Consider the following 14,877-nt stretch of genomic DNA (forward strand, 5'->3'; position numbering starts at 1 on the left):
GATCGGGGCGTCAAGCGTCGGCAGAGGGGGGGCTGTCTGCCCCCCTCGCCACCCGAGGATATCTTCGCAAAGAGGAAGATCAGGCACCGACCTCGGCCAAAAGCTGCGCGTTGCCGCCCGAGGCTGTGGTGTCGATGCAGAGGTGGCGTTCCAGAACCGCGTGCCCGGCATCCGGCATATCGCCGATCAGGGGCAGGATCGGGCCTGGCCGGCTGGCAAGGGCCTCGGCACAGGCGCGCGCGACACCAGCATCGCCCCACCAGATCGCGCCGGAAAACCCCTTCAGGCGTGCCAGCTCGGCAGGGTCCAGTCCCGGTGCCTCCACTGCGCGCCCGCCGAGCCCGCGGACCGCCTCGGCCTGCTGGCGCGCCGCCGCCTGGCCGGGGCCAAGGCACAGAAGGGGCGCGCGGGCGGTCAGCGTCAGGCGGTTGGATTCGCCCGTCGGCCCCGGAAGGTTCACGCTGCGGTCCGCCAGCTTTGCCTGCGGGGCGGACAGCACGCGGGCAACCTCGGCCTCGGTCACACCGGTGCCGTCAGCCTCGGTCACCGGGGCGGCCGCGCGGGTGAAACGGTGCAGATACTCCGGCCCGCCAGCCTTTGGCCCGGTACCGGACAGACCCTCGCCGCCAAAGGGCTGGCTGCCCACCACAGCGCCGATCTGGTTGCGGTTGACGTAGGCGTTGCCGACCTGAAGCCGGTCGACGATGCGTTGAACCCGGTCGTCGATCCGGGTGTGCAGCCCGAAGGTCAGCCCGTAGCCGGTGGCGTTGACCGCGTCGATCACCCGGTCGATCTCGGATGCCTTGAAGGTGGCGACATGCAGCACCGGGCCGAAGATCTCGCGCGGCATGGCGCTGATCCCGCTAACGGAAAGCACCGTTGGCCCGACGAAGGTGCCACCCTGCGGCGCGGCCAGTTCCTTCAGCACGCAGCCCTCGCGTCGCGCAGCGTCGATGTAATCGCGGATTCCCGCCTGCGCTTCGGCGTCGATCACCGGGCCCACATCGGTCGCTAGATTCCACGGATCGCCAAGCGCAAGATCATCCATCGCGCCGAACAGCATCTCGGTAACGGTTTCGGCCACATCTTCCTGCACGTAAAGACAGCGCAGCGCCGAGCAGCGTTGCCCGGCCGACTGGAACGCTGCCGCCAGAATGTCGCGCACCGCCTGTTCGGGAAGTGCCGTCGAATCCACTAGCATCGCATTCAGCCCGCCGGTTTCCGCAATCAGCGGCGCGGTTGGGTTGGCGTGGGCCGCCATCGCCTTGCGGATCAACAGCGCGGTGTCGGTCGATCCGGTGAAGGCCACCCCTGCGATGCGCGGGTCGCGGGTGATCGCGGCCCCCACCGTGCCGTCGCCGGGCAACAGTTGCAGCGCGGTGGCAGGCACGCCGGCCCGAAGCATCAGGTCGACCGCCAGCGTGGCGATCAGCGGTGTTTGCTCGGCGGGCTTGGCCAGCACGCCGTTACCGGCGGCAAGGGCCGCAGCAATCTGGCCGGTGAAGATGGCCAGTGGAAAGTTCCACGGGCTGATGCAGGCAAACACCCCGCGCGCGGGGTTGGCCAAAGCCTCGGCTCCATGCGCGTAATAGCGCAGGAAATCCACCGCCTCGCGCAGTTCCGATACCGCGTCGGCAAGTGTCTTGCCCGCCTCGCGCGCCAGCAGCGCGAAAATCGGACCGAAGCTTTCCTCGTAGAGATCGGCGGCCTTCAACAACACTGCCTTGCGGATCGCCGGGGTCGCGACCCAAGTTTCGGCAAGGCGAAGCGCGGTATCGACATCCGGCAGGGCCGCGGTCAGCACATGGCCCACCGATGCGCCGGTGGCCGGGTTGGTCACCGTCAGGCGCGGGCCACCGGCCACACGCCCCGCCAGACGCGGCCCGGCCTCGAACAGCGCCTCGGTATGGGGCGCACGGGCAGCCTCGATGGCGGCCAGATCAACCGCGTCGGTCAGATCCCAGCCCTTCGAATTCCGCCGCGCGCCAAAAAGCCCAGGCCCCGCGGGCAAGGCGGGCGATGCGACATGCTCCATCCCCTCCATCGCCGTAACCGGACAGGCGGCCACGGTCTCCGGCGTCACCTCCTCATTGACGATCTGGTTGACGAAGCTGGAGTTTGCGCCGTTTTCCAGCAGACGGCGCACCAGATAGGCCAGCAAATCCCTGTGCGCGCCGACCGGCGCATAGATTCGGCAGCGCGTGCCACGGTCGGTCAAAACGATGTCGTGCAGCCGTTCGCCCATGCCATGCAGGCGCTGGAATTCAAAAGCCATCGGGTCGCTGCCCATATCGAGGATCGCCGCCACCGTATGCGCGTTGTGGGTTGCGAACTGCGGATAGATCCGGTCGGTCATGCCCAGCAATTTGCGCGCGTTGGCGATATAGGACACGTCCGTCGCCTGCTTGCGGGTGAATACTGGAAAGCTCTCCAGCCCCAAGACCTGCGCCCGCTTGACCTCGGCATCCCAATAGGCGCCCTTCACCAGCCGGACCATGATCCTCCGGTCAAGCCGCTGGCTCAGCGCATAAAGCCAGTCGATCACCGCGCCGGCACGGCGACCGTAAGCCTGCACCACCACGCCGAACCCGTCCCACCCGGCCAGCGACGGGTCCGACAGCACCGCCTCGATCACCTCAAGCGACAGCGCCAGACGATCCGCCTCCTCGGCGTCGATGTTGAAGCCAAGGCCTGCGGCCCGCGCCAGCCCTGCCAGCGCACGCACGCGGGGCACCAACTCCTCCATCACCCGGGCGCGCTTCGCCACCTCGTAGCGCGGATGCAGCGCCGACAGTTTCACCGAAATACCGGGGTTCTGGCGGATGTCGTTGCCACGCGCCGCCGCCGCAATGGCGGTGATCGCCTTGGAATAGCTCAGATGATAGCGCCGCGCGTCGGCTTCCGTCCGGGCCGCCTCGCCCAGCATGTCGTAGCTGTAGGTGTAGCCCTTACCTTCCAGTTCACGCGCGCGGTCCATCGCCTTGTCGATCGTCTCGCCCAGAACGAAGTTGCGCCCCATCTCCTTCATCGCGCGCGACACGGCGGTGCGGATCACCGGCTCGCCCAGCCGCTTCACGGCGGCGCGCAGGTGGCCGGCAATGCCCGGCTCGCGGTCGTCCAGCACCTTGCCGGTCAGCATCAGCGCCCAGGTCGACGCATTTACAAGGCTGGAGGCGGAGCGGCCCAGATGCCGCCCCCAATCCGACGGCGCGATCTTGTCTTCGATCAGCGCATCCATCGTTTCGGCATCCGGCACCCGCAGCAGCGCCTCGGCCAGACACATCAGCGCGATGCCCTCGTCGGTCGACAGCCCGTATTCCGCCAGAAACACCTCCATCAGCCCCGGCTTGGCGCTGCCCCGGATGCGCCGCACCAGATCGGCGCCCGACGCCGTGATCCGCGCCCGCGCTTCGGCATCAAGGCCCGCCTCGGCGATCAGGCGGCGCACCAGTGTCGCCTCGTCGGCAAGGCTGCCCGCTTCGATGACGGACCAGGCTGTGTCGTGATGATCGCGCGGCATGGCGGCTCTCCCTCTTTTGCCCAGCATACACCCTGTCGCGCAGGCTGTTTTCCCGATTGATCCGTGATATGCGGGCACAGTGACCCAAAACCAGAGAAACCGCATGGCGAATGACCTGGACCGCTTCGACCTCGCCATCCTGCGCGTGCTGGCCACCGAAGGCCGCATCGCAGCCGTCGAACTTGCCCGCCTCATCGGCCTGTCGAAATCGCCCACTCAAGCCCGCCTGAAACGGCTGGAAGAGGCCGGGGTAATCACCGGCTACCGCGCCATCATCGACCCGATCCGCATGGGACAAGCCCACGTTGCCTTTGTCGAGGTGCGTTTGTCGGACACCCGCGAAGCCGCGCTGCAAGCCTTCAACAAGGCCGTCCTGTCGGTGCCCGAAGTGGAACAATGCCACATGATGGCCTCCTCGTTCGATTACCTCCTGAAGGTGCGCACCGCCGATATCCAGTCCTACCGCCGCGTACTGGGCGAGGTGATCTCGGCCCTGCCCCACGTCGCCTCGACCTCCACCTACGTCGCGATGGAGGCGGTAAAGGAAGTGTTCTAATCCTGCAACTTCCCCCCGCTGCGCCACGTATATGCAGCAAGGGGAGGAACCGCATGGACCTGATCGGACGCATCCTTCTGGCCGCGCTTTTCGCCGCCGGGGCCGCACAAAAGGCGCTCGCCCCCGCCGCCGCACAAGGTCTGCTCGCCGGGATCGGCGCACCGGTCTGGCTGATCTGGCCCGCGCTCGGCTTGAACGTGGCCCTTGGCGTGGGGCTGATCTGGCCGCCCACGGTGCGCGCATCCGCACTGGTCGCCGCCGCCTATTGCGCGGCAACCAGCATCTTCCATTTCCAACCCGATGACGGCTGGCAAATGTCGATCTTCGTCAAGAACTGGTGCCTTGCGGGCGGCTTTCTGGTGCTCGCCGCCGCGCGCAAGGCGTGACGGTCAGTCCTTCGGCTTGCCCGACGAAATCGTCACCTTCGCATTGGTCGATGCCACCGAAACCGCAGGCTTCGCAGCCTCTTTCTTCGGCTTCTTCACTTCCTTGCGCTTGTTCATGCCCTTGGCCATGCTTGTCCCCTTCACTGCGGCCCGGATCAGGCCCTGAACCCAGAATACCCTCGCAACGCCCGAATTGCACGGCCCAAACGCATCGCAAGCCTTGTCAGCCGGGGCGCGTCGGCGGCACACTCCCCCCGACCGAAGGAGCCGCAGATGAGTCTCGACCGCACCGAGTTTGAACCAAGCCTGCAACCCCTGAACCGCGCCCGCTCGATGCCCGCCGGGTTCTACACCGACCCTGCAATCTTCAAGGCCGAACGCGACAACCTGTTCCTGAAACACTGGTTCTTCCTGACCCGGGCCGAGGAATTGCCCAACCCCGGCGACTACCGCGCCTTCGACACGCCCGGCGGCCCGATCGTGCTGATCCGCGGCAACGACGGGCAGTTGCGCGCCTTCGCCAACTACTGCCGCCACCGCGGCTCGATCCTTCTGGAAGGCACCGGCAATGTCGGCGGCCGCATCACCTGCCCCTACCACGCGTGGAGCTACCTGAACGACGGTCGCCTTTACGGCTGCCCCGACATGAAAGACGCGGAAGGCTTCGACAAGGTCGAAAACGGCCTCGTCTCACTCGACCTCGACCAGTGGGAAGGCTTCGTCTTCGCCCGCTTCACCAAGGACGGCCCGACCCTTCTGGACCATCTCGGCGATTTCCCCGACCGCATGGCCAGCCACAAACTGGGCGACATGCGCTGCACCTGGAAGATCACGCTGGATGTGGCCTGCAACTGGAAACTCATCCTTGAAAACGCGGTGGAGACCTACCACACCGGCATCGTCCACAAGAACACCGTCGGCGCGCAGCAATCCCGCACGCCGGCCACCAAGGGCAACTGGATCACCATTCAGGTCATCTCGGGCCGCTCCATCGCCACCCTGACCGACGAGATCCCGCCCTTCGACCCCATCGCCGGCCTTGATGACGACGCCCGCATGGGCACCTACTTCACCGTGATCTTCCCTACCGTGCAATTCGCCGTGGCACAGGATTGCCTGTGGTGGCTGAACACCATCCCCGTCGCCGAAAACCGCACGCTCCTCGAGGTTGGCGGCTGCTTCCCCGAAAGCCGCCTCTCGCTGCCCGATTTTGCCACCCGCGCCGAACCCTATTACGACCGCTGGGAACGCGTCGCGAAAGAGGATGTGGGCATCCTTGAAAAGCAGCAGCGCGCCCTCGGCTCCGCGCTTTACAAGCCCGGCCCGCTATCATGGCGCGATGACATGGTGCAGGCGATGGGCGTCTGGGTGGTCGACCGGCTGGGGCTTTAGCGCGGAAACCCCCGGCTGAACCCCACGGCCCCTGCCAGCCCGAACCGCCACGGCGCGTGCTGTGCCTTGCTGATCCCGATCCGCGGTCCGACCAGCAGATCGGGCACCGTCTCGCCCAAAACGATCGCCAGATCACCCCCGTCGAACGCCACCCCGTCATCCTCCGGCCTGATCCCCAGCGCCTCGGCCAACCGCCCCGGACCGTTGCACAGTTCCGGCCTGCCCCGTCGCGCCTGCATCAGCTCCAGCCCCACATCCGGCCAAAGCGCCCGGACCAGCACCGCCTCGCCCGGCCGCGCCACCACGTTCAGGCACAGATGGATGCCATAGGACCGGTAGACATAGGCGTGCCCCGCTGGCCCGAACATCGCCGCATTGCGCCGCGTCGGCCCGCCAAAACTGTGCGACGCCGGATCATCGCGCGCATAGGCCTCGGTCTCTATCACCACGCCGCCTGCGCCCCGCACCACCAGCCGCGCGCCGATCAGCCTCCGCGCCAGACCCACCGCCCCCAGCCCCGCGATCTGATCCCGAAATGCCGCCGCCGTCATCGCCTGCCCTAGCGTCCTCGCCACACCCGCAACCCTACCTTTCGCCCCGCCTCACGGCAACTTTCGCCGCCAAGACTATTTTGACTTGCATACGTATGCCAAACCGGGCACTCCTTGCGCAGACAAGCCACGATCCGGCACAGTGCAAGGGTCGCGGCCCAGCGGAATCGGGAGAAGCGCTATGGCAGAAAAAGGCGAAGGCACAAAGTCGGGCAGCGAGCTTGCCCCAACCCGCCCGGACAGCGCCAGACAGGTCGAGCGGCACGACTACCCCGATCTCGCGCCCGCAAACGGCAAGCGCACGCAGGCCATGCGGGGTTTTGACGACATCTATACCGACATTGTCGATTACATCGTCCGCTGCACCCACCTGATCTGGGACGAACGCGACATCGGCCTGATCTACAGCCACTACACCCACAACTGCGTGCTCTACGGCACGACAGGCACGCTTTACACCCGCGAAGAAGTGGTCCGCGACACGATCCAGCGCCTCGTCTCCTTCCCCGAACGGCGCGGCATGGCGACCCATGTTATCTGGAAAGGCAACGAAAACGAGGGGTTCTACACCTCTCACCTCGTCACCGGAACCGGGCGGCACAGCCAGAATGGCCACCTCGGCCCGGCGACCGGGCGCATGTTCACCTCGCGCACCATTGCCGACTGCATGATCTACGAAAACAAGATCTACCGCGAATGGGTGGTGGCCGACACCACCGCCATCCTGCAACAGCTTGGCATCGACGTGCAGGGCTACGCCGAACGCATCGCCAAGACCAGCTTCGACAAGGGCTTGGTTTCGCTTGATATTGGCGAAAATCGCCACATGATCGGGCAGTATCCGCCCGAGGCTGAGCCCGACCTTTCCATCGCCTCGACCGATCTTGAACGCCACACGCTGCGCTGGCTGCACGACGTCTTCAACCGCAAGATGCTTGGCACCATCGCCAAGGTCTATGCGCCCACCGCGCAATACCACGGCCCGCTGATGGCCGAACTTTACGGCCACGCCGCGATCATCCACCAGACCCTCGGCCTGATCGGCAGCATCCCCGATGCGGCTTTCACCGTCCACCACATCTGCTCCACCCCGTGCGAGGAGGGCGGCGAAAAGGTCGCTGTCCGCTGGATCATGGAAGGCCACCATATCGGCTACGGCATCCTCAATCACCTCGGTGCGCCCACCGGCAAACGGGTGCAGATCATGGGCATCACCCATTTCCACTACAAGAACGGCAAGATCGTCGACGAATGGCGCGTCTATGACGAAGCCTCGGCCCTCGTCCAGGTCAAGCTGGCGCAGATGGCCGACGTAAAGGCCGCCCGCCTCAACCCCGACGCCTGAATTTTCGGCAATCGCCACCCAGGCGGCCTGCAGCGATGCGGGCCGTTTTCGTTTCCCCCTCCGCCAGACCCGATCCGGCAGCAGAGCTGCACATACTGTTTGCAATCGTATGCAAAAGATGTTTAGCATTTCTGACGGAACGGGGACCATTGAGTCCCCTGCCGCGAAAACCGGGCGATGCGCTTTCGCCAGCAGAGGGGAAGAACAACCATGAAGCTTACCAGAACCTTCGCGGCAGGCGCTGTCAGCCTGACCGCACTTCTAGCCGCCACCACCGCCTTCGCCGACTGCGGCATTCAGGGCAAAGGCTCGGTCCGCATTCTTTCAAACGACTTCGAGGCGCTGCGCATCGTCAACGACGTGGCCGAGTCCTGCGCCACCGCAGACGTGACCGTCACCACCAACGCCACAGCCGAACACAAGAACATCCAGGGCCCCGCCCTGACCGTGGAGCCTGCGGAATACACCGTCGCGGTCGTTGCCAACAACTCCATCGTTCCCTTGCTGAACGACGGCCTGATCCGCCCGCTGGACGATCTGGTCGCAAAATACGGCCAGTCGCTGCAACCCAACCAACTGATCAAGATCGACGGCAAGGTCATGGCCATCGCCTTCATGGGCAACGGCCAGCACACATTCTACCGCAAGGACATTCTGGAAAAGGCCGGTGTCGCGGTGCCCACCAGCTATGAAGAAGTCCTCGCCGCCGCCAAGGCGATCAAGGACGCGGGCCTGATGGAATACCCGCTCGCCGCCTCCGACAAGCCCGGCTGGGATCTCGCCGCCGAATTCGTGAACATGTATCTTGGCACCGGCGCGGAATTCTTCGCCCCCGGTAGCGCCGAACTGGCCATCGACAACGAAAACGGTCGCAAGGTGCTGGAAACCATGCGCGCGATGACCGCCTACATGAACCCGGACTACCTGACCTATGACGCGAACGAGTTGAACAAGCTCTGGGATGCCGGTTCCGTCGCGATCATGAGCCAGTGGGGCTCGCTTGCCGGGGCCGCCACCGATCCGACCAAGGCCAACCCCGAGGTTGCCGCCAATACCGGCTTTGCCGCCGCCCCCACCATCGGTGGCGGAACGATCCCTGCCGCAGCCCTGTGGTGGGACGGCTTCACCATTGCCAAGAACATCTCCGACGCCGATGCCGAGGTATCGTTCCAGGCGATGGTCAAGGGCATCAGCCCCGAAACCGTGGCCGCCCATCCCGACGCTGCGACCTGGCTTGTCGCCGGCTTCCAGCCCGGCCCTACCGCAGTCGGCGTGATCGGCAATGCCACCGGCGGCGCCCGCGCCTATCCGATGCAGCCCTACATGGGCCTGCTGCACACCGCGCTCTCTTCCGAACTGGCCGACTTCATCGCCGGCAAGGAAGAGGCGGATCAGGCTCTGGCTGACGTGAAGGCTGCCTATGACGCCGCAGCCAAAGAAGGCGGCTTCCTGAAATAACCCCCTCGCCCGACCGCCCCCCCGGCGGTCGGGCACCCCCTGCGGTCCTCCGCGATTGCCGCGACCCCTGCGGGAGCCCTAAGGTTCCCCTGCCGCCGGTCCCTCATTCCTCCGGAACCCCCGATGCCGCACCGCACCTTCGCCGTCTTCATCTTCCCCTCGATCCTCGCGATGCTGCTGTTCATCAGCCTGCCGATCGTGTCGGTGGTGGTGCAATCGCTGTTCGTCCAGCACGAGGCGGTGCTGGTCACGGTTGAGAACTGCGATCCCTTCGGCTGCTCAAGCCAGACCAAGGTCGATACCGAGGCGATGGCAAAACTGCGGACAGAAAAGCCCTTGGGCCAGTTCGCGGGCTTTGCCAACTACCTAAACCGCAACCACCTCGCCGTGGATGAAATCAGCGCGATCCTGTCGGAAAATCAAGGGCTTGGCGACATCGCAACCCGCATCTTCAACCTGCCGTTCTACAAGGCGCTGACCTTCACCCTCGTCTACTGCTTCCTTGTCACCCCCCTCGCAATGGCCCTCGGTTTCGCTATCGCGCTGGCGGTCAATACCCTGCCGAAGCTCCTCAAGGGCCCGGCGATCTTCGTCTCACTTCTGCCGATGATCATCACGCCGCTCGTCGGCTCGCTGATCCTTGCGTGGATGTTCAACCCCTCCGGTATCCTCGGCGCATCCTTGCAAAGCCTGACCGGCGACCCCACCCTGTCGCTGCGCGCCTCACCAATGCTGACGTGGATCGTCCTCCTCCTGTATGGCGTCTGGACCAACGGCCCCTTTTCCTTCGTCGTGTTCTACGCGGGGCTACAGACCGTCCCGCAAGACACCGTCGAATCCGCCCGCATCGACGGCGCGAACCGGTGGGAGGTGACGCGCTATGTCCTGATCCCCCACCTTGCCCCGCTCGCCACCTTCGTCGCCCTCGTGCAGTTGATGGACAACTTCCGCGTCTTTGAACCCATCGTCGGCTTTTCGGCCGAGGCGAACGCCACCTCCCTCAGCTGGCTGGTGTTCAACGACCTCGTCGGACAGGACTCGCAGCTTTTCGGCTCTGCCGCCGCCACTTCGGTCATCACCATCGTCGGCGTGCTGATCCTGCTCGCCCCCGTCCTGCGCCGCACCTGGGCTGACTTCAACCGTAAGGCGGTGTGACATGTCCGTAGCCACCCGCCGCCCGCTTGGCCTGCAAACCCTGACCACCGCCTTCCTCGCGATCTGGCTGATCGCAGCCCTCTTCCCCTTCGCCTGGACGGTTTGGGGCAGCTTCAAGGTCGAAGCGGATTTCTTCTCCCGCCAATCATGGTGGATGGCGATCGAAGGCACCCGCACCCAAGCGCAGACCGGCGGCCCCTTTACCCTCGCAGGATATGAAGGCGCATGGGTCCGCAACGAATTCTGGAAGGCCGCGATCAACACTCTGATCGTCACCCTTTCGGTCACCTTCATCTCGCTCGCCATCGGCACTTTGGGAGGCTACGCCCTTGCCCGCTCCGGCTACCGCTACGCCTTCTGGATCCTGATCGCCGCCCTCGTGTTTCGCGCCATGCCGCATATCACACTGGTGTCCGGCTACATGCTGCCGTTCTTTCAACTGAACATCTGGGGCGTCCTGCCCACCACGATCATCGTCCTCGTCGCCATCAACCAGCCCTTCACCCTGTGGATGCTGCACTCGTTCTTCCTGTCGATCCCGAAAGACCTTGATGAAAGCGCGATGGTCGATGGCTGCACCCGGTTTCAGGCGTTCCGCATGGTCATCATGCCGGTCATGTGGCCCGGCGTCATCACTACCGGCCTTTTCTCGTTCCTCCTCGGCTACAACGACTTCGCCGTGACCTCGATGCTGCTGAGCCAGGAAAACCAGACGATGGTGCCAAAGATCGCCAGCTTCCTCGGCTCCATCCAGAACGAGGGCAACGTGATGTATGCCGTCGCCGCCGTCGTCTCGGCCACGGTGCCCTTGTTCATCCTCGTCCTCTTCTTCCAGCGCCAGATCGTCTCCGGTCTGACCGCCGGCGCCGTGAAAGGTTAACCGATGGCCCAGATTCGCCTTGTGAACGTCTCGAAACGCTGGGGCTCCTATGTCGGCGTCGACCGCTTCAACCTCGACATCGCCGATGCCGAATTCCTTGTCCTCCTCGGCCCCTCGGGCTGCGGCAAGACCACCACGATGCGCATGATCGCGGGGCTGGAGGATGTGACCGAAGGCGAGATCTGGATCGGTGACCGCATGGTCAACCGGCTGGAACCGAAGGACCGCGACATCTCGATGGTGTTCCAAAGCTACGGCCTCTACCCCAACCTTTCGGTGTTCGAAAACATCCGCTTCCCCCTCCGAGTCCGCGGTATCCCCAAAGCCGAACACCACGCCCGCGTCATGAAAGCGGCCGAGATGGTTGAACTTGGCCCCTTCCTCGACCGCCGCCCAGCCGCGCTGTCGGGCGGCCAGCGCCAGCGCGTCGCCCTTGCCCGCGCCATCGTCCGCGAACCGAACGCTTTCCTGATGGACGAACCCCTGTCGAACCTTGACGCAAAACTCCGCGTGTCTACCCGCGCGCAGATCAAACACCTGCACCACACCCTGCGCCGCACCACGATCTACGTCACCCACGACCAGATCGAAGCGATGACCCTGGCCGACCGCGTGGTGGTGATGAGCCACGGCATCGTCCAGCAGCTTGGCACCCCCACAGAAATCTACGACCGCCCCGCCAACACCTTCGTCGCGTCCTTCATCGGCTCGCCCGCAATGAACCTTATCGAAGGCACCATCACCGACGGCACCTTCCGCGCCGAAGGCCTCGCCGTCCCGGCCCAAGGCGCAGGCCCAGTCACCCTCGGCTTTCGCGCCGAAGATGTCCGCGTCAGCGCCACCGCGGCCCAACTCACCGCCCCGGTCTACTCGATGGAACTTCTCGGCGACGCCACCCTCGTCTCGGTCCGCATCGGCGCCGCCCTCGTCTCGATCCGCGCGCCCAAGGACTACCGCATCGACATCGGTGCCCCCCTCCACGTCGCGATCCCCGCCGACAAGGTCCACCTCTTTGACAAGACCACCGGGTCGCGCCTGACACCATGACAGGCTTGCCCGCGCCCTTCGCTTCGTCAAAGACTGTCCCCGCAAACGGGAGGGTTCTTCTTGGCGACTGACAAGGTCACATCACTCGAGGTCGCGGCCCTCGCCGGCGTCAGCCAATCCGCCGTCAGCCGGGTCTTCACCCCCGGCTCCTCGGTGTCAAAGAAAACCGCTGACAAGGTGCTCGCCGCCGCAGCCCAGCTTGGCTACCGGCCGAACGTCCTTGCCCGTGCGATGAAATCCGGCAAGTCCCGCATCATCGGCCTCGTCGTCGCCTATCTTGAGAACTACTTCTACCCCGAGGTCGTCGAACGCCTGTCCGTCGAACTGCAAAAGGTCGGCTACCACGTTCTGATCTTCCTCGCCCCCGTCTCCTCCGACAATGTCGACAAGGTCGTGCGCGAGATCATGGATTATCAGGTCGACGGCATCGTCCTCGCCTCGGTCTCTGTCTCGTCCGACCTCGCCGCCCGCTGCCAGTCCACCGGCGTCCCGGTCGTCCTGTTCAACCGCGGCCACGCCGATCCGAACCTCTGCTCCGTCACCTCCGACAACTTCGCGGGCGGCAAGGCGCTGGCCGATTACCTCTGCTCCCTCGGCCACCAGCGCATCGCCTATATCGCAGGCTTCTCCGGGGCGACCACCCAGATCGACCGCGAGGCAGGCTTCCGCGCCGGTCTGGCCGAAGCGGGCCACGACCTTTTCGCACGCGCCGAAGGCAATTTCGACTACCGCACCGCCCAATCCGCCGCACGCGAGTTGTTCGCCACCTCCCGCCGCCCCGACGCCGTTTTCGTCGCCAACGACCACATGGCCTTCGCGGTGATGGACGTGCTGCGCTTCGAGCTTGGCCTCAAGATCCCCGAAGACGTCTCAGTGGTCGGCTTCGACGATGTCCCCCCCGCTGCATGGCCCGCCTACAACCTCACCACCTTCCGCCAGCGCGTCGACCTCATGGTCGGCGAAACCGTCTCGATGCTGACCAACTGGATCGCCGCGAAGGAGCCCGAAACCGCTCATGTCGTCCTCAGTGGCGAGCTGATCATCCGCGGCTCCACCCGCCGCTACGGAGACGCCAGATGACACCCGCCCTGACCGAAGCCGACTTCCGCGCCCGCCTCGCAGCCCTCGGCCTTACCCTCGACGAAAAGGCGTTCGCCGCCGCATGGGCCGGCGCGCAACACCTGCGCGGCGAAGTGGCGAAAATCGAGGCCTACCTCGCCTCATGACCAACCCCGCCGACCTCTCATTGCCCGAGGCCGCTGCCGCTCTGCGCGCCGGCACTCTCACTTCCCGCGCGCTGACCGAGGCCGTCCTCGAACGCATCGCCGCCCTGAACCCCCGCCTCCACGCCCTCACCCACATCGCCGCCGATGCCCTGCAACAAGCCGACCGCGCCGACGTCCTCCTGCAAACCGAAGACCCCGACCCCCTCTGCGGCATCCCCGTCGCCGTCAAAGACCTGATCGACGTCGCGGGCCAAACTGCCACCTCCGGCTCCCGCGTCCTTGGCCACCGCATTGCCGACACTGACGCCCCAGCCATCGCCCGCCTGCGCGCGCAAGGCGCAGTCCTCATCGGCAAGACCGCCACCTACGAATTCGCGATGGTCGGCCCCGACTTCACCCTGCCCGACCCGCCTGCCCGCAACCCGTGGAACACCGCCCACATCACCGGCGGTTCCTCCTCCGGCTCCGCCGCCGCCGTCGCAGGCAGCCTCGTCCGTCTCGCCATCGGCACCGACACCGGCGGGTCGATCCGCGCGCCCGCCGCCTACACCGGCTGCGTCGGCCTGAAACCCAGCTACGACCGCGTCGCCCGCACCGGCGCCTTCCCGCTCTCCCCCAGCCTCGACCACACCGGCCCCCTCGCCGCGACGGTCGAGGAAGCCGCCCTCGCGCTTGATGCCCTCACCGAACACCCGGAAAACTGGCGCCCCGCCACCGCCCGCCTCGGCCAGACCATCGCTGGCCTCAGGGTCGCCTACGCACGCGACTGGTTCGCAGCGGACCCGCAGGCCAGCCCCGCCCTCATCCGCGCGCTGGACGACGCCGCCTCCACCCTCTCCCTCCTCGGCGCGCAGATCACCCTCGTCACGCTTCCCGACTACGCCCCCTATGAGGCCGCGGCCTCGATCATCCTCCACGCCGAGGCGCTGGACGAACACCGCGCCATGATCCGCAACCATACGGCAGACTATGGTCGCCCCACCCTGCAATGCCTCGCCTTTGGCGCCGCCATCGACGCTCAAGACGTGGCGAAAGCGCGCCAAGCGCAAACCCGCCTGACCGCCGAAATGCTGGGCGCGATGGAAGGCCACGACCTGATCCTCACCGCCACCACGCTTACTCCGGCCCTGCCCTTCTCCGCCTTCGACGGCGAAAAAGCCGTCTGGACGCCGATGCGCACCATCGCCTTCAACCTAACCGGCCAGCCCGCCCTCTCCCTGCCCGCAGGCTTCGAGAACGACCTTCCCCTAGGCCTGCAACTCATCGCCCGCCACGGCGACGAAGACCTTCTCTGCGCCGCCGGCCATGCGTTCGAGCGGGCAACGGACCACTCCGTCCAACGCCCGCCCGTCTGATTTCAT

14 protein-coding genes are annotated in these 14,877 nt (G+C 65.7%); 11 read left to right on the top strand and 3 right to left on the bottom strand.

Translation table 11 applies throughout. The features are described from left to right. Positions 1–79 precede the first annotated feature (79 nt). A complete protein-coding gene (gene putA, locus ACROUL_RS16490) occupies positions 80–3,520 on the bottom strand; it encodes a bifunctional proline dehydrogenase/L-glutamate gamma-semialdehyde dehydrogenase PutA (RefSeq protein WP_431300538.1) in 3,441 nt (1,146 codons plus the stop codon). Positions 3,521–3,623: 103 nt separating this feature from the next. Here putA and ACROUL_RS16495 point away from each other — a divergent pair, with 103 nt between their 5' ends. Beyond that, the gene (locus tag ACROUL_RS16495) at positions 3,624–4,076 is read left to right on the top strand and encodes an Lrp/AsnC family transcriptional regulator (RefSeq protein WP_431300539.1); all 453 of its coding nucleotides are present in this window, start codon (positions 3,624–3,626) and stop codon (positions 4,074–4,076) included. Between the two features lie 53 nt (positions 4,077–4,129). Beyond that, complete coding sequence (locus ACROUL_RS16500; RefSeq protein ID WP_431300540.1) at positions 4,130–4,462, top strand: DoxX family protein; 333 nt, start codon at positions 4,130–4,132, stop codon at positions 4,460–4,462. Between the two features lie 3 nt (positions 4,463–4,465). Here the strand turns inward: ACROUL_RS16500 and ACROUL_RS16505 are convergent, their stop codons facing one another. After that, positions 4,466–4,591, bottom strand: a complete 126-nt coding sequence (locus ACROUL_RS16505) for a hypothetical protein (RefSeq protein ID WP_305569073.1) — start codon at positions 4,589–4,591, stop codon at positions 4,466–4,468. Between the two features lie 144 nt (positions 4,592–4,735). On the opposite strand from ACROUL_RS16505, the gene ACROUL_RS16510 reads away from it, so the two are divergent. Beyond that, complete coding sequence (locus tag ACROUL_RS16510; protein WP_431300541.1) at positions 4,736–5,854, top strand: aromatic ring-hydroxylating oxygenase subunit alpha; 1,119 nt, start codon at positions 4,736–4,738, stop codon at positions 5,852–5,854. Here the strand turns inward: ACROUL_RS16510 and ACROUL_RS16515 are convergent. Next, positions 5,851–6,405 (bottom strand): DNA-3-methyladenine glycosylase, encoded by a 555-nt coding sequence (locus ACROUL_RS16515; protein WP_431301329.1) that lies wholly within the window; start codon positions 6,403–6,405, stop codon positions 5,851–5,853. The genes ACROUL_RS16510 and ACROUL_RS16515 overlap by 4 nt on opposite strands. A gap of 181 nt (positions 6,406–6,586) precedes the next feature. Between ACROUL_RS16515 and ACROUL_RS16520 the strand changes: the two genes are divergently transcribed. The 8 genes from ACROUL_RS16520 (at position 6,587) to ACROUL_RS16555 (ending at position 14,871) form a co-directional block, all read left to right on the top strand. Further along, positions 6,587–7,750 (top strand): ester cyclase, encoded by a 1,164-nt coding sequence (locus ACROUL_RS16520; protein WP_431300542.1) that lies wholly within the window; start codon positions 6,587–6,589, stop codon positions 7,748–7,750. Between the two features lie 210 nt (positions 7,751–7,960). Then, positions 7,961–9,208, top strand: coding sequence for an ABC transporter substrate-binding protein (locus ACROUL_RS16525; RefSeq protein WP_431300543.1), 1,248 nt, complete (start codon positions 7,961–7,963; stop codon positions 9,206–9,208). Between the two features lie 123 nt (positions 9,209–9,331). Beyond that, the gene (locus ACROUL_RS16530) at positions 9,332–10,363 is read left to right on the top strand and encodes a carbohydrate ABC transporter permease (RefSeq protein WP_431300544.1); all 1,032 of its coding nucleotides are present in this window, start codon (positions 9,332–9,334) and stop codon (positions 10,361–10,363) included. Position 10,364: 1 nt separating this feature from the next. Next, positions 10,365–11,243 (top strand): carbohydrate ABC transporter permease, encoded by an 879-nt coding sequence (locus tag ACROUL_RS16535; protein ID WP_431300545.1) that lies wholly within the window; start codon positions 10,365–10,367, stop codon positions 11,241–11,243. A 3-nt stretch (positions 11,244–11,246) separates the two neighbouring features. Beyond that, positions 11,247–12,290: an ABC transporter ATP-binding protein gene (locus tag ACROUL_RS16540; RefSeq protein WP_431300546.1), complete on the top strand. Its 1,044-nt coding sequence runs from the start codon at positions 11,247–11,249 to the stop codon at positions 12,288–12,290. A 60-nt stretch (positions 12,291–12,350) separates the two neighbouring features. Continuing rightward, positions 12,351–13,370 carry a LacI family DNA-binding transcriptional regulator gene (locus ACROUL_RS16545; RefSeq protein ID WP_431300547.1) on the top strand — a complete coding sequence of 340 codons (1,020 nt, stop codon included), beginning with the start codon at positions 12,351–12,353 and terminating at the stop codon, positions 13,368–13,370. Then, entirely contained in the window at positions 13,367–13,516 is a 150-nt protein-coding gene (locus ACROUL_RS16550) for a hypothetical protein (RefSeq protein WP_431300548.1), read from the top strand. The genes ACROUL_RS16545 and ACROUL_RS16550 overlap by 4 nt, the downstream gene beginning before the upstream one ends. After that, entirely contained in the window at positions 13,513–14,871 is a 1,359-nt protein-coding gene (locus tag ACROUL_RS16555) for an amidase (RefSeq protein ID WP_431300549.1), read from the top strand. Before ACROUL_RS16550 ends, ACROUL_RS16555 begins: the two co-directional genes overlap by 4 nt. Positions 14,872–14,877: the final 6 nt, after the last annotated feature.

Source organism: Tabrizicola sp. BL-A-41-H6 (assembly GCF_050632395.1).
GTDB lineage: Bacteria > Pseudomonadota > Alphaproteobacteria > Rhodobacterales > Rhodobacteraceae > JAUYQR01.

Excerpts from the sequence above, each read along its gene's own strand:
- ACROUL_RS16530 (WP_431300544.1), top strand. The coding sequence starts at position 9,332 with ATGCCGCACCGCACCTTCGCCGTCTTCATCTTCCCCTCGATCCTCGCG.
- ACROUL_RS16500 (WP_431300540.1), top strand. The coding sequence starts at position 4,130 with ATGGACCTGATCGGACGCATCCTTCTGGCCGCGCTTTTCGCCGCCGGG.
- ACROUL_RS16520 (WP_431300542.1), top strand. The coding sequence starts at position 6,587 with ATGGCAGAAAAAGGCGAAGGCACAAAGTCGGGCAGCGAGCTTGCCCCA.
- ACROUL_RS16535 (WP_431300545.1), top strand. The coding sequence starts at position 10,365 with ATGTCCGTAGCCACCCGCCGCCCGCTTGGCCTGCAAACCCTGACCACC.
- ACROUL_RS16495 (WP_431300539.1), top strand. The coding sequence starts at position 3,624 with ATGGCGAATGACCTGGACCGCTTCGACCTCGCCATCCTGCGCGTGCTG.
- putA (WP_431300538.1), bottom strand. The coding sequence starts at position 3,520 with ATGCCGCGCGATCATCACGACACAGCCTGGTCCGTCATCGAAGCGGGC.
- ACROUL_RS16510 (WP_431300541.1), top strand. The coding sequence starts at position 4,736 with ATGAGTCTCGACCGCACCGAGTTTGAACCAAGCCTGCAACCCCTGAAC.
- ACROUL_RS16540 (WP_431300546.1), top strand. The coding sequence starts at position 11,247 with ATGGCCCAGATTCGCCTTGTGAACGTCTCGAAACGCTGGGGCTCCTAT.
- ACROUL_RS16555 (WP_431300549.1), top strand. The coding sequence starts at position 13,513 with ATGACCAACCCCGCCGACCTCTCATTGCCCGAGGCCGCTGCCGCTCTG.
- ACROUL_RS16505 (WP_305569073.1), bottom strand. The coding sequence starts at position 4,591 with ATGGCCAAGGGCATGAACAAGCGCAAGGAAGTGAAGAAGCCGAAGAAA.
- ACROUL_RS16550 (WP_431300548.1), top strand. The coding sequence starts at position 13,367 with ATGACACCCGCCCTGACCGAAGCCGACTTCCGCGCCCGCCTCGCAGCC.
- ACROUL_RS16515 (WP_431301329.1), bottom strand. The coding sequence starts at position 6,405 with ATGACGGCGGCGGCATTTCGGGATCAGATCGCGGGGCTGGGGGCGGTG.
- ACROUL_RS16525 (WP_431300543.1), top strand. The coding sequence starts at position 7,961 with ATGAAGCTTACCAGAACCTTCGCGGCAGGCGCTGTCAGCCTGACCGCA.